20 protein-coding genes are annotated in these 21,314 nt (G+C 52.1%); 9 read left to right on the forward strand and 11 right to left on the reverse strand.

The window, feature by feature from the left end:
- Positions 1-174 precede the first annotated feature (174 nt).
- Both PUV54_RS16170 and PUV54_RS16175 read left to right on the forward strand, forming a co-directional pair.
- On the forward strand, positions 175-1,125 hold the full coding sequence (locus PUV54_RS16170) for a polyprenyl synthetase family protein (RefSeq protein WP_274493376.1): 951 nt from the start codon (positions 175-177) through the stop codon (positions 1,123-1,125).
- Between the two features lie 10 nt (positions 1,126-1,135).
- Positions 1,136-1,651: a sterol desaturase family protein gene (locus PUV54_RS16175; protein WP_274493377.1), complete on the forward strand. Its 516-nt coding sequence runs from the start codon at positions 1,136-1,138 to the stop codon at positions 1,649-1,651.
- Here the strand turns inward: PUV54_RS16175 and PUV54_RS16180 are convergent.
- The 3 genes from PUV54_RS16180 to crtY are packed head-to-tail and all read right to left on the reverse strand — an operon-like array spanning position 1,632 to position 5,310.
- Positions 1,632-2,609, reverse strand: a complete 978-nt coding sequence (locus PUV54_RS16180; RefSeq protein ID WP_274493378.1) for a phytoene/squalene synthase family protein — start codon at positions 2,607-2,609, stop codon at positions 1,632-1,634. The genes PUV54_RS16175 and PUV54_RS16180 overlap by 20 nt on opposite strands.
- 5 nt (positions 2,610-2,614) lie before the next feature.
- Positions 2,615-4,120 carry a phytoene desaturase gene (locus tag PUV54_RS16185; RefSeq protein WP_274493379.1) on the reverse strand — a complete coding sequence of 502 codons (1,506 nt, stop codon included), beginning with the start codon at positions 4,118-4,120 and terminating at the stop codon, positions 2,615-2,617.
- Positions 4,117-5,310, reverse strand: a complete 1,194-nt coding sequence (gene crtY / locus PUV54_RS16190; protein WP_274493380.1) for a lycopene beta-cyclase CrtY — start codon at positions 5,308-5,310, stop codon at positions 4,117-4,119. The genes PUV54_RS16185 and crtY overlap by 4 nt, the downstream gene beginning before the upstream one ends.
- Positions 5,311-5,376: 66 nt before the next feature.
- Here crtY and PUV54_RS16195 point away from each other — a divergent pair, with 66 nt between their 5' ends.
- A complete protein-coding gene (locus tag PUV54_RS16195; protein ID WP_274493381.1) occupies positions 5,377-6,159 on the forward strand; it encodes a sterol desaturase family protein in 783 nt (260 codons plus the stop codon).
- A 27-nt stretch (positions 6,160-6,186) separates the two neighbouring features.
- On the opposite strand, the gene PUV54_RS16200 is transcribed toward PUV54_RS16195, so the two are convergent.
- The 4 genes from PUV54_RS16200 to PUV54_RS16215 form a co-directional block, all read right to left on the reverse strand.
- Complete coding sequence (locus PUV54_RS16200; RefSeq protein WP_274493382.1) at positions 6,187-7,434, reverse strand: hypothetical protein; 1,248 nt, start codon at positions 7,432-7,434, stop codon at positions 6,187-6,189.
- Positions 7,434-8,207, reverse strand: coding sequence for a C39 family peptidase (locus tag PUV54_RS16205; protein ID WP_274493383.1), 774 nt, complete (start codon positions 8,205-8,207; stop codon positions 7,434-7,436). Before PUV54_RS16205 ends, PUV54_RS16200 begins: the two co-directional genes overlap by 1 nt.
- A 9-nt stretch (positions 8,208-8,216) precedes the next feature.
- The gene (locus tag PUV54_RS16210) at positions 8,217-8,630 is read right to left on the reverse strand and encodes a hypothetical protein (protein ID WP_274493384.1); all 414 of its coding nucleotides are present in this window, start codon (positions 8,628-8,630) and stop codon (positions 8,217-8,219) included.
- A 155-nt stretch (positions 8,631-8,785) separates the two neighbouring features.
- Positions 8,786-10,777: a hypothetical protein gene (locus PUV54_RS16215; RefSeq protein WP_274493385.1), complete on the reverse strand. Its 1,992-nt coding sequence runs from the start codon at positions 10,775-10,777 to the stop codon at positions 8,786-8,788.
- 462 nt (positions 10,778-11,239) lie between these two features.
- Between PUV54_RS16215 and PUV54_RS16220 the strand changes: the two genes are divergently transcribed.
- The 3 genes from PUV54_RS16220 (at position 11,240) to PUV54_RS16230 (ending at position 16,327) form a co-directional block, all read left to right on the forward strand.
- Entirely contained in the window at positions 11,240-13,042 is a 1,803-nt protein-coding gene (locus PUV54_RS16220; RefSeq protein WP_274493386.1) for a trypsin-like serine peptidase, read from the forward strand.
- A 294-nt stretch (positions 13,043-13,336) separates the two neighbouring features.
- A complete protein-coding gene (locus PUV54_RS16225; RefSeq protein ID WP_274493387.1) occupies positions 13,337-14,533 on the forward strand; it encodes a sigma 54-interacting transcriptional regulator in 1,197 nt (398 codons plus the stop codon).
- A gap of 18 nt (positions 14,534-14,551) precedes the next feature.
- Positions 14,552-16,327, forward strand: coding sequence for a LysM peptidoglycan-binding domain-containing protein (locus PUV54_RS16230; RefSeq protein WP_274493388.1), 1,776 nt, complete (start codon positions 14,552-14,554; stop codon positions 16,325-16,327).
- 3 nt (positions 16,328-16,330) lie between these two features.
- On the opposite strand, the gene PUV54_RS16235 is transcribed toward PUV54_RS16230, so the two are convergent.
- From PUV54_RS16235 to PUV54_RS16245, 3 genes are all read right to left on the reverse strand, one after another.
- Complete coding sequence (locus PUV54_RS16235) at positions 16,331-17,299, reverse strand: M48 family metallopeptidase (RefSeq protein ID WP_274493389.1); 969 nt, start codon at positions 17,297-17,299, stop codon at positions 16,331-16,333.
- The gene (locus PUV54_RS16240) at positions 17,300-17,989 is read right to left on the reverse strand and encodes an aspartate/glutamate racemase family protein (protein WP_274493390.1); all 690 of its coding nucleotides are present in this window, start codon (positions 17,987-17,989) and stop codon (positions 17,300-17,302) included.
- 66 nt (positions 17,990-18,055) lie between these two features.
- A complete protein-coding gene (locus PUV54_RS16245) occupies positions 18,056-18,619 on the reverse strand; it encodes a LemA family protein (RefSeq protein ID WP_274493391.1) in 564 nt (187 codons plus the stop codon).
- Here PUV54_RS16245 and PUV54_RS16250 point away from each other — a divergent pair.
- From PUV54_RS16250 to PUV54_RS16260, 3 genes are read left to right on the forward strand one after another with little or no spacing between them, the layout of a single operon-like run.
- Positions 18,618-18,749, forward strand: coding sequence for a hypothetical protein (locus PUV54_RS16250; protein WP_274493392.1), 132 nt, complete (start codon positions 18,618-18,620; stop codon positions 18,747-18,749). The genes PUV54_RS16245 and PUV54_RS16250 overlap by 2 nt on opposite strands.
- A gap of 12 nt (positions 18,750-18,761) precedes the next feature.
- Positions 18,762-19,559 carry a metallophosphoesterase family protein gene (locus tag PUV54_RS16255; RefSeq protein ID WP_274493393.1) on the forward strand — a complete coding sequence of 266 codons (798 nt, stop codon included), beginning with the start codon at positions 18,762-18,764 and terminating at the stop codon, positions 19,557-19,559.
- 10 nt (positions 19,560-19,569) lie between these two features.
- A complete protein-coding gene (locus PUV54_RS16260; protein WP_274493394.1) occupies positions 19,570-20,463 on the forward strand; it encodes a diacylglycerol/lipid kinase family protein in 894 nt (297 codons plus the stop codon).
- 9 nt (positions 20,464-20,472) lie between these two features.
- On the opposite strand, the gene PUV54_RS16265 is transcribed toward PUV54_RS16260, so the two are convergent.
- Positions 20,473-21,246: an SDR family oxidoreductase gene (locus PUV54_RS16265; RefSeq protein ID WP_274493395.1), complete on the reverse strand. Its 774-nt coding sequence runs from the start codon at positions 21,244-21,246 to the stop codon at positions 20,473-20,475.
- Positions 21,247-21,314 lie beyond the last annotated feature (68 nt).

A 21,314-nucleotide genomic window follows, 5' to 3' on the forward strand; every position in this document is an offset into this window, starting at 1 on the left:
TAACGGCCTTTGAGCCAGTGCGCAACGCGGCTCAGCCCCGTTTTTCAAGGGGTTCTTACCGGTACAGCAGCTTTTATTTGCGGCGCAGCAATCTTCAGAATCGAGCGGTTTAGGATGAATTCGATTGCCCAGCGCCGGAATAGACGGCACGATGGCGGCAAAACGAGGTAGCTGATGGACAAGCTTAAGGTGGTGCATAGCGCCGCAGCAGGCCCACAAAACCGTCAAGATCAATTTGATCGGCAATTAGCCGCCCTACGCGAACATCTGGAGCGCCGGCTGGCGGAATTGTTTCCTAACCCTGCCTCTAGCGAACTCAGCGCAGCCATCTCCCATGGACTACTTTCTCCAGGCAAAAGGCTGAGGCCCCTTATTACGATGCTGGCCTGTAAACAATGTGGCGGAGATCCGCTCGAAGCAATAGACGCCGCCTGCGCCGTGGAAATGGTGCATGCCGCTTCGTTGATCGTGGACGATCTGCCCTGCATGGACAATGCAACCCTGCGGCGCAATGGCGAGACCACACATGTTGCCTTTGGCGAGGGGGTCAGCATTCTCGCCTCCATTACGCTAGTCAATGAAGCATTCGGCGTCATGGCGAGAATGCAAACAGCCGACCAGCGTCAACGTATTGCCGCGATTGACAAACTTGCAAAAGCAATAGGTGTAAATGGCCTGGCGGGCGGCCAGGAACGTGACATCGCCCGATCAGGAATCGGATCTGGCGGCAGCATCAAAGAAATAGAGCAGAGTCATCTTGAAAAAACCGGAGCTCTCTTTGCTGCCGCTGCCGGCATCGGCGCCGTCGTTGCAGGAGCGAGAACTGTAGAAATCGACGCCATGGAAAACTTCGGCGCAGCGCTGGGACTCGCGTATCAAACCTTTGACGATGTTATTGACGCTCAATGCAGTGAGAACCAGACGGGCAAAAACGCCAATCAAGATGAAAACCGCACAACTGTCGTCACCATGCTGGGGCAAGAACAGGCGAATAAATCAGCCGGTCAGTGGCTTAGTGACGCTGTCAAAGAAGCCGAAAAAGTGGATTACGGCGCCGGCTCGCCGTTGACGGAACTCGCCAAGCTCATAGAACTGAAATTCAGCAAACTCACTGAAAACCGTTAGTACTACCAAAATGAGCGCATTGATTTTTTTTCTCGTTTTTGCGGGTTTTATCCTGCTGATGGAAATCGTCGCGTGGATAACCCATAAGTATGTCATGCATGGCTGGCTTTGGAGCCTTCACAGGTCTCATCATGAACCACGTGAGGGTGCGTTCGAAAAAAATGACTGGTTTGCCGTCCTTTTCGCCGTCCCGTCGATGATCTTGATGTATTTCGGCGTGCATGGATATCCGCTCGCCATGGCTGCCGGGCTTGGTATTCTGGGTTATGGACTGATCTATTTTTTCTTCCACGATATCCTCGTGCATCGTCGCATAGACTTCGGCCTGCGACCGAAAAAAGGATACCTTGCACGGATCGTACAAGCGCACCGGCTGCATCATGCTGTAGAAAGCAAGGATGGGTGTGTTTCTTTCGGCTTCATTTTTCCGCCATCTCCAAAACATTTGAAGACATTGCTCAAGGCGAAAGAAGCAGCGGTTTTGCGTGCACCCGATAGTGAAAGTTTTAGCGCACACGCTCCATGACAGTACGTCGCCAGAGATCGCCGCGTTCCGTCAAGGGCGCTGACCCTTTTGAGATAGATTGCACTGCGCCGGACGCTGCGCCAGAAACAGCCAGAAACACTTTACGGTGCGTTGAGACCACCGTCCTGTTCTCCCATGCCGCCTCACCGCGTGCAGCAACTTTGCGTCCGATATCACGGTAAACATTTCGGGCTGCCAGTACCGCTGCAGAAGCACGAAGCGGCAAAAACCGCACCCCTTCACTGGCAGAGTCATAATATCGATCTGCGATCGCCAACACTTGTTTTACGACGCGCGTAAGCCCTGCTCTGTTGGTTTCGTGCATGATGGCGGAAGGGTCGGCAGAAATGTTTTCCGCTTCGAGCCAACTAGTGGGCAAATAAATACGCCCGCCTCGGGCGTCATCAAATACGTCTCGACAAATGTTTGTAAGCTGAAAGGCAAGACCAAGATCACAAGCTCGATCAAGCACTTCACCATCGTCCTTACTCACGCCCATTATAATAGCCATCATGATCCCGACGACGCCAGCAACGCCGTAGCAATATTCCATCAAGTCATCGAACGAAGTAAACTCTCGCTGGTCAACATCGTTTGCAAACCCATCAAGCAAATCAAGCGGGTACCGCTCAGGCAAGTCATGACGCCGGGCAACAAGCGAAAACCCATCAAAAGCCGGCGTACCGGTAAGATCACCGCTAAAGGCCGTCCTTGTTTTAGCGCGCAACTCATCAAGCCGTTCAGCCATTTCTTTTCGGGACAATGTTCTGTCCGGCGCATCACCGCCCAGCTCTTGGCCATCGATCACATCATCGCAATACCGGCACCATGCATAAAGCATATGCACATCGGACTGCATTGCTTTTCCAAACAATAGCGAGGCGATTGCAAAACTTTTTGAGCCCTTGGCGATCGTCTGCGCGCCGTGTGACGCAAGCGCGCTTTCGTTGAGTTGCATACTTGTCACTGCGCAGCTTTCGGAGATGCAAAAACGTCTTCAAGCATGAGTCCGGCTGTCGCTTTGGCGGAACCCACAACTCCAGGAACGCCTGCTCCCGGATGAGTTCCAGCGCCAACAAAATAGAGATTAGGAATCTTGTCATCACGGTTGTGGATACGGAAAAATGCTGACTGGGTCAGAATAGGCTCAATTGAAAAGGCAGACCCGGCATGTGCGTTCAAGTGGGTTTCAAAGTCAGCAGGCGTGAAGATATGGCTTGTCACCAGATCAGCACGCAGATCCGGAATGTAACGCTTCTCCAGATAGTCAAAGATTCGATCCCGGTATTTCGGTCCCTCAGCTGACCAATCGATATCTGCCTTTTCCAGATTTGGCACGGGCGCAAGTGCATAAAATGCAGAACACCCTTCAGGAGCCAGCTTCGGGTCGGTTTTTGTCGGCATGTGCAGATAAAGTGAAAAATCATCAGGCAGGTCAGGACCAGAAAAAATTTCTGAAATCAACTCCCTATACCTTGGCCCGAATAATATTGAATGATGCGCCAAGTGTTTATGTTTGTGGTTATTTTTCAGTCCGAAATACGCCACAAACAATGAGTTTGAAAATCGTTTCTTTTTTAGAGATCGCCCTTTTGACTGACCGCGCCTGTCATTCCGCAGTAATGTATCGTAGGTATGGACGATATCAGCGTTCGACGCGATCATATCAAAACGTTCACGGACGCCATTTTCCAAAATTATTTCTTCAACCCGGCCATCGTGCGTTGTGATTTCGTTTACTGGCGCGTTCAGGCGTATAACGCCACCCAGATCGCTAAAAAGCCTTGCCAGACCTGATACAAGGGCGCCGGTCCCGCCACGTGGAAACCAGACGCCCCACTTGCGTTCAAGCGCATGTATCAATGCGTAGATTGACGATGTTTTGAATGGATCGCCCCCCACTAGCAACGTGTGAAAGCTAAACGCCTGACGCAATTGCGGGTCTTTGATAAAATCAGACAATCTACCGTAAACGCTCCGGAAACTTTGCAACTGTGTCAGTTGCGGCGCCACACGCACCATGGACCAGAAATTCAAAAACGGGACGGCGCCAAGCTTTTCATAGCCTTCACGGAATACGGCTTCCGAAAACTCGTAGAATTTTTTGTAGCCCTCAAGATCGTCAGGGTTCTTCTGTTCTATTTGGTCATAAAGGCGCGTTTCATCGCTGCAGTAATCAAACGAGTAACCATCCTCCCAGCACAGCCGGTAAAATGGATCGACATTGATCATCTCGACGTAGTCAGACAGTTTCCGGCCCGATAGCGCGAATAATTCTTCCAGCGCTGAAGGATCGGTGATGACCGTGGGACCTGCATCAAACGTGAAGCCGTCTTTGCGAAACACATAAGCTCGTCCGCCTGGCATGTCGCGTTTTTCATAGAGCGTTGTTTGCACTCCTGCCGACTGCAAGCGGATCGCCAGCGCCAGACCGCCAAATCCTGAACCAATCACTGCGGCCTTTTTCATGGACTCACTCTTTTTGTTTCGGTTTCAAACACGCTTGATTCACTCAACACTTTAATCGCACTAGAGATAGGTACGGGAGGTTTGCCTGCAAGGACGCGCAATTTATCGGACACGGTCGACCCTCCTGCATAAAACCTCTCTATCAGACCTTGCGGAAGCTTATAAAATCTCTCGAGTACTCGATAGCGCTGGTCTGGCGCGGCCGCGCGGAAAAGCATTCGCGATAAAAGGCGATAAAACGAACGTTTACGCCACATTTCCAGCGAGAACGTCTTTGTCAGCTCATAAAGCGATGTTGCAGACAGATCCTTCGCGTGTGCGATCTTAAGCGCGAGGGCCGCCGCATCCGGTAAGGAATACCCGGTCAATGGGTGAAAAAGCCCTGCGCGCATACCAGCGCGTGGAACTAGGCCCGCAAGGTCCGGCCCAGGTTCATTCCAGAACCCTTCAATATCGCCAGCAAGGGCTATCGGCAGGACCCCTTTTTCTTCGCGCAGGATATTTTTAATCCTCCAACCATTGGTTTGCGCATAGTCTGTAATGGCTTGGCGCAAATCTTTTTCGGCGAGGCTTGGCCCGTCTGAATATCGTGTGTCTTCTATCAGCGCGGTGCTCTCATCAAACGGCAAAACGTATAAAAAGCGATAGCCATCAACCTGCGGCACTGTCGCATCCATGATGATCGGACAGTCAAGCCGATGCGGTGTTGTTAGCTCAACCACTTGTCCGATAAATTTCTGGTAGCCAAGCTGTATATGAGCGCTTCGTTGACCTCCTCTGCAATCAATGACTGCATCTGCGTCCAGGTCATTCCCATCCTGAAACCCGACACGTTGTGGCAAAACCATGGTGACAGCACGATTTAACTCAACGCAGCCCTTTAGGGATTCCATTATCACCGTATGAAACTTTTCTGACGTGATCGAATTATACTGTGTGGATAGCTGCCTTGAATGCGCCGGAAACCGGACCTGCTGTTCACGCCATAGATAGCTGATTAGCGGTTTAACAAGAGCATGCCCCTCATCACTAAGATCGGGACCATGGAAAGACCAAGTATGGGCGCCGCCAAGCTTGCTGCCAGCCTCTATTAACTTGATGTTGATTTCAGGCCGGGCTTTCCGCAATGCCAGCGCCACTAGACCGCCCGCCAGTCCGCCGCCGACTATTGCAATATTCGTTTGTGACATGAACTCCCGATCTCGCGTCATGCTGGCAACTATGGCAGATTAGCAGATTATGGACGATCATAGCGCATGAATTTCTTCAATATCGATACGCTTGGCGGATTCGCCGCAACGTATGGTGCTTTGACTGTGCTCATCTGGGCTCGTTATTTTGTCATTGCGGGGCTTTTTTACTGGTTGCTATGGGGGCGACCCGAGGAAAAAGTTCATGCGGTGCGATTGTCGGAGAAACGACCAACGCGGGACACTGTAGCTTTCGAAATCAAGATGTCGCTGTTGTCGTCCTTGATTTATGCTGCGCCCGGAACGGTCGTTATCGAAGCGTACAAAGCGGGCGGCACACAAATCTACACCAATATAGATTCTGTGTTTGCGTGGGCTTGGATACCATTCTCAATATTAATTTATCTTGTAATTCACGACACGTACTTCTATTGGACCCACCGCGCGATGCATGATCCCAAACTGTTTCGCGCCGTGCACCTCGCGCATCATCGGTCCCGACACCCAACACCGTGGGCGGGATTTTCCTTTCACCCATGGGAATCAATCATTAGTGCATGGCCGCTGCCGTTGGCGACTTTCTTTATTCCGATACATATCGGCGCTGTCGCTTTCCTGCTTGTGGTAATGACCGTCGCGGCAATTACCAATCACGCCGGCTGGGAAATCCTGCCTCAAAAACTTGTTCGCAGCGCCGTGGGAAAGCATATTATTTCCGCCACACACCACAACCTTCATCACACGGACTATAACGCCAACTATGGGCTTTACTTCCGTTTTTGGGACAAGGTCATGAAAACGGATAAAGGGCTGGCGAAAGCACAGCCAGCCAAGTCAGAAAGCGTTTAGAAATAAAGTTGAAGGCTCTCCGAGACGTTAGTTAATTCCGCCGAGAATAACGTGTTGAACAGCAGCGTATGAGGTTAATGCAGCCGCCCGGTTCACGCCCATCTGATGCACAAAATTCGGCACTGTTACATTTACGTCTACTTGTGTTTTGATGACTTGATTATCAAGCGTGTTGTTCAACACTGTCAAAATCCCTTGTGTGCCAACCCGTTGAATAACTTCCGGATCAGTCACCTGGGCAAGAGTAGCAGACATGCTTGACTCGCTTTGCCCAGTTTGCGGGGTCGGTGTTTTTGTTTCCACGCTATATTGGCTGTAGATTTCGCCCCCATCAAAATTATTAGAGTTACCGCCAGATGGTGCAGAATTATCGGCAACAGTGATTGTTTCCTGTCCGCCTGATGGTGATGGATCGTTCTGGGGCTTTGGATTGGCTCCGTAGGCCATTCCATCATTGATGCTTGTGGTTGGGGTGTTGTTCACTGGCGTGCTGGTTTGAGCAGAACCGCCAGATGCAGAAGCTACAGTCGTAGTATCAGTGGCTCCAGTACTTGGCGCCGTGTTTGTTGCCGGCACTGTATTTTCAACAACCGTGATTACGCCAGCGTCGGTAGGAAGTTGTGTTGTCGGTGCAGTTTGATTCGAAACAGTCTGACTAGGTTCTGGTGTCGCAGCCACAGTTGCTGGTGCAGGCGCATTTGGCGTTGGCTGCGTTGTTGTTGGCGTTACCGTTGTTGTTACTACTGGTGGTTGGCTGGGGGTATTAGTCGTTGCTGCTTGCTGCGTGGAGGAAGCAGCAGGCTGAGGATTATTAGCCGGTGGCGGCGTTGATTGGGTACTATTTGATCCGGTTGTTGCCGGGGCGGACTGTTGACCTGCACCGGCAGAAGGACCGTCATTGCCAAATACGCCGCCTGGACCGAATACGCCGCCATCATCAATTGGCCCGCCATCGTCACCAAAAACGCCGCCTTCGCCAAAAGGACCGCCATCATCGCCAAAAACGCTGCCGCTATCGCCAAAGGGACCGTTTGGAAGCGGATTGATGCTCGGGGGCGTTACGGTCACGCCGATATTGAAAACAAATCCGCCAACCTGAAACCCGCCGCGTGCTTCGCTCAATTCTGTAGAAGAAAGCGGTGCTTCATTTAATTCCAGAAGATCACCGGAGAATAAATCATCCTCAACGGCGTCCATCGTTTCAGCCATAGCAGTGTTAAATGCTGCCAGACTGATTGCTCCTGTAATCGAAAATGTTTTTTTCAAATTCATCATTATGGGCTCTCCACGAGCGTTCCAATAGAAATTCCAGAAAAAGACGGGCGGGTTTGATGTAAATGAAGCGATTGCAACGATTCATCATCCCTGGCCCGGTCGTATGGTGAGGTTGGCGTCAAACGCCAGTCAGCAACACGGTTGAAGTTGGCCTTACCGACCAGCACTTCCGACCGGATAAACAGGATCGTTCCATCCCAACGCTCTTCAAAAATGTGGCGCGGCATCGAAGTGACGCCCGTTGATGGATCACCGACGAGTACGACGCGGTCCGTAATTCCTTTGACCACGACAAAGTGCTTGTAGCCGCGGACATCGACCAATGCGATTCCGGGAACGCCGATTTCCTGGACCCTGTCGAGCGTCAGGCTGAAACCATCTGCTTTAAGATTGATGCTTTCAAGATACCGTTTCATCTCAAGCAGGGAAAACCCCAACTCCCGGATACGGTTCTGGTCGCCAACATCCCACATAGCCTGGAACGCATCCGTTTCCGTCGTGGGACGTTGATAGTGGTGTGTCAGCAACGTTGCGAGCGCTGCCGAACCGCAACTGAAATCATATTGCTGGCGTACAACAGTCGAAAATTTTCGCTCCACCATGCTGGCGACTTTAATGCGCGCCATGGCGCCGCCAGAATTCACAAGAAGGTCGCTAGCAAGTGCAGGCGTAGGCGCGCCTAGAGAAGCTGCGAAACAAGCCGAAATCAGCGGCGCCGCCAAAAGACTGCGCCAGCCGTACCGGTTGGGTTTATTTCGCGCTGTCTCCCCCATGCGTGTCCTTTACTGAGGCCCTGCCGCGCCAAGGAAAATGTTTACGTTGACGACGCTTTGCATAACGACGCCATTGCCTGTGTTGTTGAAAACGGTCGTGATGCCGCCATTGTCGCTAATCATGTTGTTAGCGATTTGACCGTTGGTGGAATTGTTTGTCGTCACGCCTTCAACAGTGCCGGTATTTTCACCGACATTAGCGCCTAAATTGGCGATATCTATCGCAGTTTGGGAACCACCTGACGCAGACGCCATTGCGGTTTCATCAAGAGAGGCGAGATCACCAAAAATATCAGTTTGAAGCTCGGCGGGCGCAGACATCATGTGAGACGCTAACTGCTCTTCGCGCGTTGCGTCGTCAATTGTCGGATCAGCTGCGATAAGAACGGGAGTAATAAAAAACCCCCACGCGCTCATACCCATTTCAGTCCCCCTAACTCAGTTTGTAACAGCGCCAATACACGCGCCCCACAAACCATCTTTACTAAATTACTCATCAAACCCTGATTCAGAAAGTTATCGTTTGTTAATAACGGCGCTGCAGGAAACCCTGCAGCGCCGCCGGTAAAAGAACCGTACTAGTTGTTGTTCACAGTACCGATATTCACGTTCTGCGAGTTCGAGAACGTGCCGTTGCCGGTATTGCTGTTGTTGATGGTCAAGCCACGGTTGTTGTTCATCGTCTGGTTGTTGATGTTGCCTGTTGAGACAGGGCCAGAACCAGGGATGGTACCCATGTTGACGTTGCTGACAGAAGAAGACAGCTCAGTTGAGTTCAGCTGAACATCACCGATCCGCAACTCAAGCGTAACGTTGTTTGAATCGTTGACCGAGTTGTCTGAGTTGTTCGAGTTGTCAGAGTTGTCGATCGTGACAGAACCGCTGTCGTTAGCAACAGCACCGCCGTCGCCGGTCGAGTTGTTGTCGGAAGCATCGATTTCAACGTTGACGTCAGTGTTGCCTGAGTCGTTGATCGAGTTATCCGAGTTATCGGAGTTATCCGAATTGTCGGAGCTATCCGAAGAAATAGCGACCGAGCCGTCATTGGCCGATGCGCCATTGTCGCCGGAAGATGCTTCGTCACTAGCGTCAACTGCAATGTCGGTATTGCCCGAATCATTGATCGAGTTGTCCGAGTTGTCCGAGTTGTCTGAATTGTCTGAGTTATCAGAGTTGTCGGAGTTGTCGGAGTTGTCGATTGACGAACCGTTATTCGCAGAACCGTTGTCGGCGCTGGAATTGTCGTTTCCGCTGTCATTGACATCCAGATCGAGAACATCGCTGTCCTCGCCAGTGAACGCTTCGACGTTGTTCGAGTCGTTCGTAGAGTTGTCGGAATTGTCCGAGTTATCTGAATTGTCGTTTGCAGTAACGGCTACAGAGCCGTCGTTTGCAGCAGATGACTGGTTGTCAGCAGCGTTGTTGTCGCTGGCGTCAACCGCAACGTCGGTGTTACCCGAATCGCTGATGTTGCCCGAATCGTTGATCGAGTTATCAGAGTTATCGGAGTTGTCCGAATTGTCGTTGCCCGAATCCTGAATGTTCAGGTCCGTGTTACCCGAGTCGTTGATCGAGTTATCGGAGTTGTCCGAGTTGTCCGAGTTGTCGTTGCCGCTGTCGGAAACGTCAAGATCGAGCACATCAGAGTCGTCGCCCGTGAAAGCTTCGGTGTTGCCCGAATCATTCGTGGAGCTGTCCGAATTGTCATTTGAAGTAACAGCTACAGAACCGTCGTTTGCGGTCGAGCCGTTATCGCCTGACGAGTTGTCGTCGCTAGCGTCGACAGCAAGGTCCAGATTACCCGAATCGTTGATCGAATTATCTGAGTTGTCGGAATTATCGGAGTTATCCGAGTTATCCGAGTTGTCATTGCCGCTGTCGGCTACGTCAACGTCGAGAACATCGCTGTCGTCGCCTGTGAAGGCGTCAACATCGGCATTGCCGGAGTCGTTGATCGAATTATCGGAATTGTCCGAGTTGTCCGAATTGTCGTTGCCGTTGTCCTGAACGTCTACATCGAGACCGTCATTGTCTGATCCGTCGCCAGAGAAAGCGTCGACATCAGCATTGCCGGAGTCGTTGATGGAGTTGTCAGAGTTATCAGAGTTGTCGGAATTGTCCGAATTGTCTGAGTTGTCGTTGCCAGAATCGTCAACATCAATAACGTCGCTGTCGTCGCCTGTGAAGGCGTCTACATCGGCGTTGTTCGAGTCATTCGTCGAATTGTCGGAATTATCCGAGTTGTCCGAATTATCGTTGTTGTTGTCCTGAATGTCAGCGTCGATGCCGTCAGCATCGTCACCCTGGAACGCATCAACGTCAGCATTACCCGAGTCATTGACCGAGTTGTCTGAGTTGTTCGAGCTGTCGTTGTTGCTGTTGGATGTATTGTCGTTCAGGTTGTTGCTGAGAATGTCAGCATCAACAACGTCGTCGTCAGTCGTGTTGGACTGATCGCCGTCGCCGGTCTCCTGATCGCCAATGCCAGACTCGGAAGGTTGCGCCCATGCACTACCTGCCGAAACGAGCAACGCAGAAGCTGCGATCGTTGTTAAAAGCTTCAATTTCACTTGTCGTCTCCCACTTTGAGTTTCAACTAACAATGTGCGTCCCGCCCTCTCCGGTACTCCTTGGAGTAGAGCGCGATCACACAGCTGGGAGTACGTGTCCCCCCCAACGCATTAACTATTTGCAACGACCGTGCCAGTCCGTGACGGCACACGAGCTCCAATGGTTAACATTCGGTAAATGCTGTCTTAGAGGCGCATATTCAGTACGGTTCAGGGGCAAAAACCATCTTTTTGCAACGCACAATTGTGTTCAGTCTGTCAGCCAAGTGTTGAGTCCGCTAGGCGCCCGCTTCGTTAATGCATCGATCAGGAGCAGGTGTTGGTAACACCTTGTTTGACCACCGCTTTGGATCAACCGGATACGTTGTCAGACGCCCAATTGCACCTGCTTCAATTCCGGCGTTTAATTCTGGCTTTAAGGTTGCAAGGTCTTGGGGAAATGGTGGTTTCAGGAACAGGTCAATGGGGGAAAATCAACTAGGCGGTGTATTGGGTCGATACCTGACAGCGATTGTTATCATCGCCGGCATCGCCTTGTTCATCAGTATTGAAACCGCGCGATATGCGGAAATTCGCCGCCTGCGTTCGGCAACGAATACCCTTCAGGAAGATATTCAACGCGCGAATGAAAAGGCGGACGCCGCGCTTTCAGCTATTATTTCGCCTGAAACGCTCTCTTCTGCGCAGTCTTCGGTCTATCTCATCGTCGTCAATGGATCAGCGCGTGGGACGGCTTTTGTCCTCGATAGAGACAAAGGCTTGCTGGTCACCGCAGCTCACGTCGCCAGCGAGTTGCCGCTGCAAGATGAAAACGCCTCAGTTTATATCCTTAACAGAAGCACGAAGGTTGCGATGAAAGTGCAAACCGTTCGGTTGCATGCTGGCTACGGTGCGTTTCGAACCCTGGTGGAGGATTATCAGCCTATCCGGAAAAACTCTTCCATCTATGCGCCTCAGGCAGCGCCTTTGCGCGATTTGGCCTTTGACGCTGCATTCATAACGGTCGATAGCGCCGATGCCGAGACTGGCGAAAATCTGTTGGGTCCAAACTTCAGTTTGGCGCCTGAAGACCATCTTCTCGGTCTTGAGCCAGGCGCGCCAATCGCCGTTATTGGTTATCCCTACGACACCCTTGATGACGGTTTTGCCCCCGATTCTGCGATTCCCAGAATTGAACGCGGGGTGATTTCCGCCATAACGCCGCCGCTCGATAATGTCGCCGAGGCCCAAAATCCGGTCACTGCGAATCTGATTATTCATCGCCTCTCTACGGCTGGCGGCAGCAGTGGAAGCCCGATCATCAATGCAGCAGGAGAAGTTATCGGCATTCACACGCACGGAATCGAATCGGCGAGTTCCAATGCTGATGGCGCGGCGCAACGCGCCGAAGTGATCCTGGACCTTTTCTCGTCAGATCGTGAAACTGACAGGCTAAACGAAGTTTTCTATCCGTCATGGCGGCGTCTTCTCTCCTATTGGGCCCGCGCGGAGGATAGTTTGCCGTGGTCGTTCTACATGGAGTACGCGCGACCGGACGAAACACCGCCGCCGCAAGTTCGTGAGTTCCAGATTGACAATTCGACGCCGTTCACTCGCGACTTAATCCGGCAGGACTTCGAACCGGAAACAGAAACAAAACGCGTTGAAGCCAGTGATATTGATCTCGCCAAGATCAGTGATGAAGACGGCGACACCGGGAAACTGCGAGAAAGTTCGAGCTTCTTGCTGAACGAAAAGGGCGAATATGCCGAGCTCTGGCGCAGTGTTGACCGTAGCAGAGAAAACGTACTGTTCGCTTTTGATTACTCGCTTCGCTCAAAGCGCGGTTATTGCCCACTGAAAACCTATTGGCGCAAAAAGGGCGAAACCCGGCTTCAAGCGACACCGTTTCGCGCCTCCTTTGAACTGCATCTTCCCCCCACCCAAGAAGCGAACACCGAAGAATATCATATTGTTATACAGCGCCCAGCGGGCTGCGATCCGATCAGTAAAGAGTTCTTTTTCGGCAGCATTTCGTGGACTGGCGCCGAAGATCCGCTGACCACTGCCTCGCTCTCATCTAACCAAACCTCTCGTAACGAGGATGCGAAACATGAGTTTTATTCGAGGGTTTCTGAGGTTCAGAGCAGAATTGGCAAATTTATCAAATGCTTGCCGCCGATAAATGACGCAACGTCAGGCTGCACGGCGCCTGAATATGTTGAATTGGCAAGCCGCGAAGACATGGCGCGCTACTTGCTCACTCAGTCTCAAAACGAAAACTAGAAGAAGGTTTTAAGCCGAACGCGTGTGCTCTCCCTTCGGGTACAATCCAAGGAAGAAAAAATGGCGAAAATAGCCGACTATTTTTGCTCAACAGCGGGATTCTTGTTGATTATTCCGGGCATTGTTCTAGCTTGCCCGAACGCAAAAGCGTTGTTGTGGTGTGGGAAAATACGTTGTCGCTGGTGGGCGGCGCGGGTGGCTGTGGGACCCGCCTCTTTTAGAGGCGAAAACTTAAGCCTGCTTTCCAAAATCCCGTTCTGCATTTGACGCGCCTGCATGCTTTGGGGGAAGCGAATGGACGATAACGATCACGACGGCCAAGGCCGAAATTCTACATTCGACAGCGAATTCCCGAATGCGGGTTTTTCCCATTCTGTCTATTCGCCGTCAGGAAACGGCTATTCGGACGCCCCCGGTTCCGGTGCGCGTCAATCGAGCTTTATCAACCTGAAAAAAGTGTCTTCCGAGCGAAAGAACCGGAACACCGCCCGGCGTCCGGAACCCGGCCCGATCATTGGATCGAGCGCCGCAGCCGAAAAGCTGCGCGAAACTATCGCTCTTTATGCCGACAATGACGCGCCGGTGCTAATCACCGGAGAGACGGGTGTCGGCAAGGAACTGGTTGCGCGCCACCTTCATACGCAAAGCCGACGCGGTTCAGATCCCTTTTCTCCTTTAAATGCTGGCGCAGTACCTGAAACCCTTGCCGCATCAGAACTGTTCGGCCACTCTCGAGGCGCATTTACAGGCGCTATCGCCGAACGCGAAGGGGCGATTTCGCTCGCGAATGGCGGTGTCTTGTTTCTCGACGAGATCGGTGAAATGCCGCTTTCGATTCAGACACACCTACTGCGCGTTCTGGAAGACGGCCTCGTCACAAAAGTCGGCGGAAAATCAGCGACAAAAACCGACTTCCGTTTGATTTCAGCGACGAACGTACCGTTAAGCCAGCATGTTCAGGAAAAGAAGTTTCGTCGCGACCTGTATTATCGAATCAATGTCCTGTCCATTGACGTGCCGCCGCTACGCGCCCGCGCACATGACGCGGCTGAAATCGCCGAATCGTTCGTCGCCAGCTACGCGAAGGCTCAAGACAGGAAGATTACGCTATCTCCGAAAGCTTCGGATAAGCTTCTTACCCACGCCTATCCAGGCAACGTTCGTGAATTACGTAACGTCCTCGCACGTGCTGTCGTACATGCCATTGATGGGAAAATTCTACCCGAGCATATCGTGTTCGATCATGACTGCAGTTCGGCGACTGTGGAAAATACTGTGTTCGATATCGACGATGCAAAGAACCTTGTAAGCCGTTTTGTCATGATGAGGGCATTGCATATAAGCGATGGAAACGTCACTAAGGCGGCCGCACTGACGGGCCGGTCTAGAGGCACGTTCCACACTTTGAAAAAAAGCATTAAAGGTGATGACTTCGACGCCGCTTACCATCAGGTTTGCATAGACGTAAAAGCGCTGATCGATGGATGCTAAACGCCCATGGGGGAGAATATGAAAGTAAAGTTGTTATGCAATGCAGCCGCTATCGTTTTTGCTGGAACGGTCGCTGGCTCAGCTTATGCAAATCAGGACCCTTCGGTTAGCGATACGCCGGCTGGCGGCACGCAAATCCTCCCCAAGCCGTCAGTTGAAGAAGATCTCGTCTATCTCAAAGATATCGTTGCTTTGCAGACAATCCGGCTCGATGAAGCCGAAGAGCTGATTGAAAAGCAAAATGCGTTGATCGAAGCGCAGGCACAGCAGTTACAAGCCCTGAATGCCGCAATGACGGCTATGGGCCAGTCCCCAGCTATGGCGGCGGCTGGAATGGGCGGTTCATATCGCGTTCAGTCCGGCGATACGCTTAGCGCGATTGCCCGCCGAAATAACACGACAGTCGCCGCACTTGCGGAAGCAAACAATCTGCGCGCGCCCTACCCTCTCCGCGTTGGCGATACGCTGGCCGTGCCGGGCGCAGCTCCTGTTGCACAAACCCGCGTTGCGGCGGCGCCATCGACGCCGCCTCAACAGGCGCCGGCAAAAACTGCAAACAACACTGCACAACAATCCAGCACTGCGCAAAGTCAGGCCCAATCGCAATCGTCAACGCCGCAACCGACCCGCGTTGCTAGCAACACGACGAGCGGCGGACAGAACAACGATCCACAAAATGAAGCGCTTCCCCAAGAAGTCGGCGTGCGCCCGGAAGACGAGAACGAACGTCCCTATCTGGCGATATTCTCTGACATTGGCGGCATTCTAACCCCCAAGGGCTCGCTATATCTCGAACCTGCTATCGATCACACAGTAACGTCAGACAATCGCTTCTTCTTCCAGGGAATTGAAATCGTCGACGCTGTCCTGATCGGCGCGATCGAGGCGACAGACAGTGACAGGCGTGCGCTGACGGAGAGCCTTGGTTTCCGTTATGGTCTGACCAACCGAATGGAAATTGACGGACGCTTTTCATACGTCTCTCGAAAAGACCGCGTAACCGGCGTCGCTATTGACGATACGACGGCCACGACCCGCGATATCGGCGGATATGGTTGGGGCGATGCTGAAATCGGCCTTCACTACCAGCTCAATAATGGCGTGAAGTTTCCATACACAGTTGCGAACGTCAGGGTAAAGGCGCCAACAGGCGAAGGTCCGTTTGAAGTCGATCGCAACCTTAATTCAGGCATCGAAACTGAATTGGCGGTCGGTTCCGGGTTCTGGACTGTTGAACCTAGCTTGACCTTTATCCTCGCGAGCGATCCTGCATCGCTTTATGCGAATATCGGATATCAGATGAACATGCCAACCTCACCTAACCAGGTGCTGGTTGATACATTCCCAGGCATGCAAGCAGGCACGACCCTAATACGGCAAACGTTGCAAGAGTTCGATCCTGGCGATGCTTTGCGAACGAGCATCGGCGTCGGGCTTTCGCTTAATGAGCGCTTGTCCCTGAACTTCGGTTATGACCAGAGCTATTTCTTCCGGTCCTCAACTGACTTTGAGTTTATTACAAGCGAGCCGGTTTTGTTGCCGGATGACGGCGATCCCGATACGCCGCGCGTGCAAGACCGCGACCCAATGACTAACGCCCTTATTTTTGAGGATCCGGTTACAACGCTGCGGCGGACACAAACATCGACTGCGACTGTCGGGTCATTCCTGTTTGGCGGCTCCTACGCTGTGAACGACAGCCTGCGAATCAACCTGAACGGCGCCATCGGCGCCACGGACGAGGCGCCAGATGCACGGATTTCAATTCGTGCGCAGTACCGCCTGTTCGATTAAAGCTTACTGTTTTCCACCCGCAAAATTGACGAGCGCTTCTATGCGCTTGTCAATTGGCGGGTGCGTGGCAAAGACACCGGCAAAGGGTTGCGTGTTTTCAACCATCATTTGTTGAATGTCGTTTGGCGCATCGATCCGGGCGCGGCCTGAAATCTTCTTCAATGCTGAGATCATGGCGTTCGGATTACGGGTTAGTTCCACTGCTCCCGCATCGGCAAGATATTCACGCCGTTGAGACAGTGCAAACCTGATCACCAAAGCCAATAAGTAAGCAATGACAATCATTGCGATGGCAATCAGAATGAGAACCCCGCCGCCCCGGCTATCGCCATTTCGCGATCGCGTGTGCCCGCCGACACGCAAGCCCGTACGGAACATATTGCGAAAGAGGAGTTCTCCGAAGAATGAGAAAATACCGACGAATATAACCGCAATAATCAATAAACGTACGTCCCGGTTCATGATGTGCGTCAACTCATGCGCCAGCACTGCTTCAAGCTCATCTCTGTCCAGAGTTTCAATCAGACCACGCGTAACGGTCACTTTGTATGTTTTATCGCTGACGCCACTCGCAAACGCATTCAGTGATGGCGATTCGATGATATTGAGTTTTGGCGTTGCGAGACCCCGCGAGATGCATAAATTCTCGAGAAGATTATAAAGCTCAGGCGCTTCTTTGCGTGACAAACCCTTTGCGCCGACTGACGCCTCGATAATTTTCTGATGGAACATCCAGGCGAAAAAAAACCATAGCCCCGCCCCTAAAAACGCGAATGGCCAGATGCGGCTCAAGTGTTCAATCGCGAGGGTCAGTCCCTCGCCAACCCCATTCACCGGTTCCACCAAGCCGACATAGCCGACCGACAACCCAAAACTTAATAGCAGCAACAGCACCGGAAACCCGGCAAGCAACAGGATGGATTTCAGATTGTTGTTCCAGATATGGGTTTGCAGGCCGAACGCGCCCATCATCTACGCCTCACTGAAAGCGTATTGGCTTGCAGCCTTAACATGCAAAGCCGTGGTGTCGAAAACGGGGATATCACAATGGTCTGCGCTTAAAATCATACATAGTTCAGTGCAGCCAAGAATGACACTGTCAGCGCCAGAGTTAGCAATGATTTCCAACAACGCCGCACGTGAAGCACTTCGCACCACGCCATTGACAAGTTCATCCAGGATTATCCGGCCCACTTCAAGTTGCTGCGCTTCTGTAGGAACCAGCACGTTCCCGGCATATCTTTTTGTAAGCTCGCTGCGATAGTGCGCCTCTCCCATCACGACCGGGGTGCCCATAAGCAAGGGCTTGTTTACGCCAGCACGCGTCATTGCTTCTCCCAGCGCATCGAGCATGTGTAGAACCGGCAAGCCCGTTCTTTCGGCCACCGCTTCAGCTGCTATGTGCGTGGTGTTCGAGCTGATGACGATCGCTTGAACGCCGGCGGCAGCGAGCCTTTCAGCTCCGGCTACGACCTCTGCCGTGAAAGCATTCCAATCACGCGCATTGTAATGCTTGATCATGACGCCATAGTCGAGGGCATAAATCATCAGGTTGGCTGAATGCTCACCACCCAGTTTTTCTCGTGCAGCTTCATTCAGCAAGCGATAATATAGAGCTGTCGATTCCGGACTTACGCCGCCAATAACGCCAAGCATTTTCATCTCGAACGCCATATCATGGAAGCATTCCTCTGCAAGTCGCAAAAAGCTTCCAGCGCGCAACCAGCCTTAAAACTTGACTTCGGGCGCTGCTTCAACCTCAGCCCGGCTGCTTTCGGGAATTTCGAAATATTCCTTCTCGCTGAAACTCCCAAGTGGCGCTACGAGATTTCCCGGCACCTGTTTGATGGATGTGTTATATTCCTGAACAGCATTATTAAAGAACCGGCGCGCAGCGGCGATTTTATTTTCGACATCGGAAAGCTCACGCTGCAATTCCATAAAGTTTTCATTTGCCTTTAAGTCCGGATAAGCTTCGGCGAGTGCGAAAAGCTTGCCGAGGGCTGCGCCCAACATACCCTCAGCCTGACCTTGCGCCGCAGGACCACTCGCCGCTTGCGCAGCGTTTCGCGCCGTAATCACTGCATCCAGCGTTTCTTTTTCGTGGCTGGCGTAGCCTTTTACCGTCTCGACAAGATTGGGAATAAGGTCATGCCGCTGCCGCAACTGGACGTCCACATCGGCGAAAGCCTGTTCCGTGCGCTGAGAAAGCGCGACGATCCGGTTGTAAATTGTAATGACGAATATCGCCAGAACAACGATGATGCCGATAGTAATCAAAAAGCCAGACATGCCGTCTCCTGTTCAAAAGATAGCGCCGCTGGTGCAACTTTCCGGCGCAGACGGTGTTTATATAGGCGTTTGCCGCAAAGCGGCAATGTTGATCAACCGGTTGTTTTCAGGCTCTTTTCTCATCTATTAACGTTTACAAAATATGACCCGCCTGGCACACATTTCCGATATCCATTTCGGCGCCGTCGACCCTGCCGCCGTCGAGGCGCTGGCCGTGCATATTAACGCCGCTGGCATAGACGGGCTCGTTGTTACAGGCGATCTGACACAGGCTGGACGCAAAGATGAATTCCGCCAGGCCGCAGCATATCTGGACCGCTTTGACGTTCCCGCGCTTGTCGTGCCGGGCAATCATGACACGCCTGTTTACAATCTCGGACGTCGATTTGTTGACCCTTGGGGGCGTTACCGGCAGCATATTCATTCGGAACTCAACCCAGCCATAAACATCGGTGAAGCATTCGTGATCGGGTTGAATTCCGCACGACGCGCAAACCTGACTTTTGACTGGTCTCTTGGCCGACTGTCTTCTCGACAACTTGACGACGCGACCAAACGTCTGCGGAGTTCCAGCCATTCCAAGCTAAAACTGGTTGCCTTTCACCATCCTGTGCTGCCAGGTCCGGGTCGCGCGGGCATGGCGGTCATCAATCAACCCGCACGAGCCCTAAGCAGGTTCGCCGAAGCCGGGGCGGACGTACTTTTAACCGGTCACGCGCATGTGGCGCGCGCAGAGCTTTACAAAAAAGCCCAAAACCCGCTGATTGTGACGGCGGCTGGAACTGCGACGTCAACAAGACTGCGCGGCGAAGCGCCATCCTATAATTTATTATCATGGGATGGCAGGGAACTTTCTGTGTCCATTCATCGTTTGAGTCAGAACGGTTATGAACAAGATAGTACAAAAACATTCACACGAAAAAATAATTCCTGGAGTTGAGTGAAATTTCATGAAAGCCTTGCTTGTTATCAACGAAAAATCCGGCGGCGTGCTGAGCTGCGGTGCAGACCATATCGTAAGCCTTGCCGAAAGAACCGTGGAAACCATTGACGACGCGTCGCTTGAAATCGTCGCCGGCGACTATGCGATCATTGCGGATGAGGTAGAAAAAGCCTCCGACGCAGATACGATTATATGCGCAGGCGGTGATGGAACACAGGCGAATATCGCAGCAAAGCTCCTTTACGACCGACGCGCGCTTTTGCCATTGCCATGCGGCACAATGAACCTTTTGAGTCGAGATCTCGGCTACTCTCTCGATCTGGAAGAGGCGTTGCTGGAAGGTTTTACTTCGCAATCATCTACTATTGATGTCGGCCAGATCGGCGATCGCATTTTTTTAAACAATGTCGTCTTTGGCGCTTATGCAGCGCTTGCCGATGCACGCGAAGAATTGCGCGACGTCGACACGTTGGATGATTTAAGCTTTGGTGTGGTGGAGGCTGCGCATGCGCTGGTTAATGCTGACGCAATTGAGTACCAGATTATAATTGATGATGAAGGTTTCAGTTATAAGACAAATACGGTTGTTGTTTCCAACAATGAAATATCGGGTTCCGATAATTTTATCCCCTACCGAACCCGGCTCGATCAAGGCCACCTCTACACGTATCTTAGCGATGCAAGAAATGGTGCAGAGTTCACATCAACCTTGTATTCATTTTTAAGAGGTGAGCACGAGGCCTCCGACAGGATCGACATAAGGCAAAGCACTACATTCCAGATTTCAGCAGACACGGACAATTTCAGCTATACAGTTGACGGTGACCCTGTCGAAACATCTGAACCTGTGAAAATTAAGATGTTGGCCGGCGCATTAAAGGTAAAGGCGCCGACACAATGACCACCGCTTCTATTGCGCGGTAATGCCGCCGTCGATCTTGAACTCTGCAGCAGTGATATAGCGGGACTCATCCGAAGCAAGGTATAAGATAGCGTATCCGACATCCTCCGGCTCGGCGAGCCGTTTCCAAGGTATCTGCTGCACCAGTCTTTTCTCCCCTTCATCGCCGCCGCCGCCAAGCTGAATCAACGGGTCAATAATTGGCGTCCGCGTGAAAACCGGATGCACGGAATTACAACGAATGTCATAGCCGGACCGTGCGCAATGCAATGCAATAGACTTGCTCATCATCCAAACGGCCGCTTTCGCCGCGTTGTAGGACAGCATCATGCCATCCGCGATCAATCCGGCTACTGAAGAGATATTGATGATTGATGCTGGCTGGCTCTTTTTGAGGTATGGCATGGCAAGCTGCGTGCCAATGAAGATTGAATCAACATCGATCTCTTGTGTTCGCCGCCAGTTTTCGTAAGTTTCCGTCTCAATACTACCGGCCGTGCCGATACCCGCATTATTAATCAGAACGTCAATGCCGCCTAGAAAATCTGCTGCGGCGCCGAGGGCGCTTTCCCAGTCTTCCTTGCTGGTGACGTCGTGTTTTAAGGCCAGCGTAGAGTTGTCATGAGTTTGATTAATAGCTGTGGCGGTTTCTTCTGCACCGTCAAGGTTCACGTCAGTAAGAACAACCCGTGCACCCTCATTGGCAAGCATGCGCCCAAAACAGGCGCCGAGCCCTTGCGCTCCACCTGTGATGAAAACTTTTTTTCCCTGGACACGTCCCATGGCGCCGCTCCTCCTTTTTGATGGAGCCTATCCCATAGGGCGCTGAGCGCCCACCGCTTTATACAGCG

This window comes from Hyphococcus flavus (assembly GCF_028748065.1).
Classification (GTDB): Bacteria; Pseudomonadota; Alphaproteobacteria; order Caulobacterales; family Parvularculaceae; genus Hyphococcus; species Hyphococcus flavus.

Bases quoted from the DNA above. Each gene is read 5' to 3' on its own strand.
- PUV54_RS16170 (WP_274493376.1), top strand. From the start codon at position 175: ATGGACAAGCTTAAGGTGGTGCATAGCGCCGCAGCAGGCCCACAAAAC.
- PUV54_RS16175 (WP_274493377.1), top strand. From the start codon at position 1,136: ATGAGCGCATTGATTTTTTTTCTCGTTTTTGCGGGTTTTATCCTGCTG.
- PUV54_RS16180 (WP_274493378.1), bottom strand. From the start codon at position 2,609: ATGCAACTCAACGAAAGCGCGCTTGCGTCACACGGCGCGCAGACGATC.
- PUV54_RS16185 (WP_274493379.1), bottom strand. From the start codon at position 4,120: ATGAAAAAGGCCGCAGTGATTGGTTCAGGATTTGGCGGTCTGGCGCTG.
- crtY (WP_274493380.1), bottom strand. From the start codon at position 5,310: ATGTCACAAACGAATATTGCAATAGTCGGCGGCGGACTGGCGGGCGGT.
- PUV54_RS16195 (WP_274493381.1), top strand. From the start codon at position 5,377: ATGAATTTCTTCAATATCGATACGCTTGGCGGATTCGCCGCAACGTAT.
- PUV54_RS16200 (WP_274493382.1), bottom strand. From the start codon at position 7,434: ATGATGAATTTGAAAAAAACATTTTCGATTACAGGAGCAATCAGTCTG.
- PUV54_RS16205 (WP_274493383.1), bottom strand. From the start codon at position 8,207: ATGGGGGAGACAGCGCGAAATAAACCCAACCGGTACGGCTGGCGCAGT.
- PUV54_RS16210 (WP_274493384.1), bottom strand. From the start codon at position 8,630: ATGGGTATGAGCGCGTGGGGGTTTTTTATTACTCCCGTTCTTATCGCA.
- PUV54_RS16220 (WP_274493386.1), top strand. From the start codon at position 11,240: ATGGGGGAAAATCAACTAGGCGGTGTATTGGGTCGATACCTGACAGCG.
- PUV54_RS16225 (WP_274493387.1), top strand. From the start codon at position 13,337: ATGGACGATAACGATCACGACGGCCAAGGCCGAAATTCTACATTCGAC.
- PUV54_RS16230 (WP_274493388.1), top strand. From the start codon at position 14,552: ATGAAAGTAAAGTTGTTATGCAATGCAGCCGCTATCGTTTTTGCTGGA.
- PUV54_RS16235 (WP_274493389.1), bottom strand. From the start codon at position 17,299: ATGATGGGCGCGTTCGGCCTGCAAACCCATATCTGGAACAACAATCTG.
- PUV54_RS16240 (WP_274493390.1), bottom strand. From the start codon at position 17,989: ATGAAAATGCTTGGCGTTATTGGCGGCGTAAGTCCGGAATCGACAGCT.
- PUV54_RS16250 (WP_274493392.1), top strand. From the start codon at position 18,618: ATGCCGTCTCCTGTTCAAAAGATAGCGCCGCTGGTGCAACTTTCCGGC.
- PUV54_RS16245 (WP_274493391.1), bottom strand. From the start codon at position 18,619: ATGTCTGGCTTTTTGATTACTATCGGCATCATCGTTGTTCTGGCGATA.
- PUV54_RS16255 (WP_274493393.1), top strand. From the start codon at position 18,762: ATGACCCGCCTGGCACACATTTCCGATATCCATTTCGGCGCCGTCGAC.
- PUV54_RS16260 (WP_274493394.1), top strand. From the start codon at position 19,570: ATGAAAGCCTTGCTTGTTATCAACGAAAAATCCGGCGGCGTGCTGAGC.
- PUV54_RS16265 (WP_274493395.1), bottom strand. From the start codon at position 21,246: ATGGGACGTGTCCAGGGAAAAAAAGTTTTCATCACAGGTGGAGCGCAA.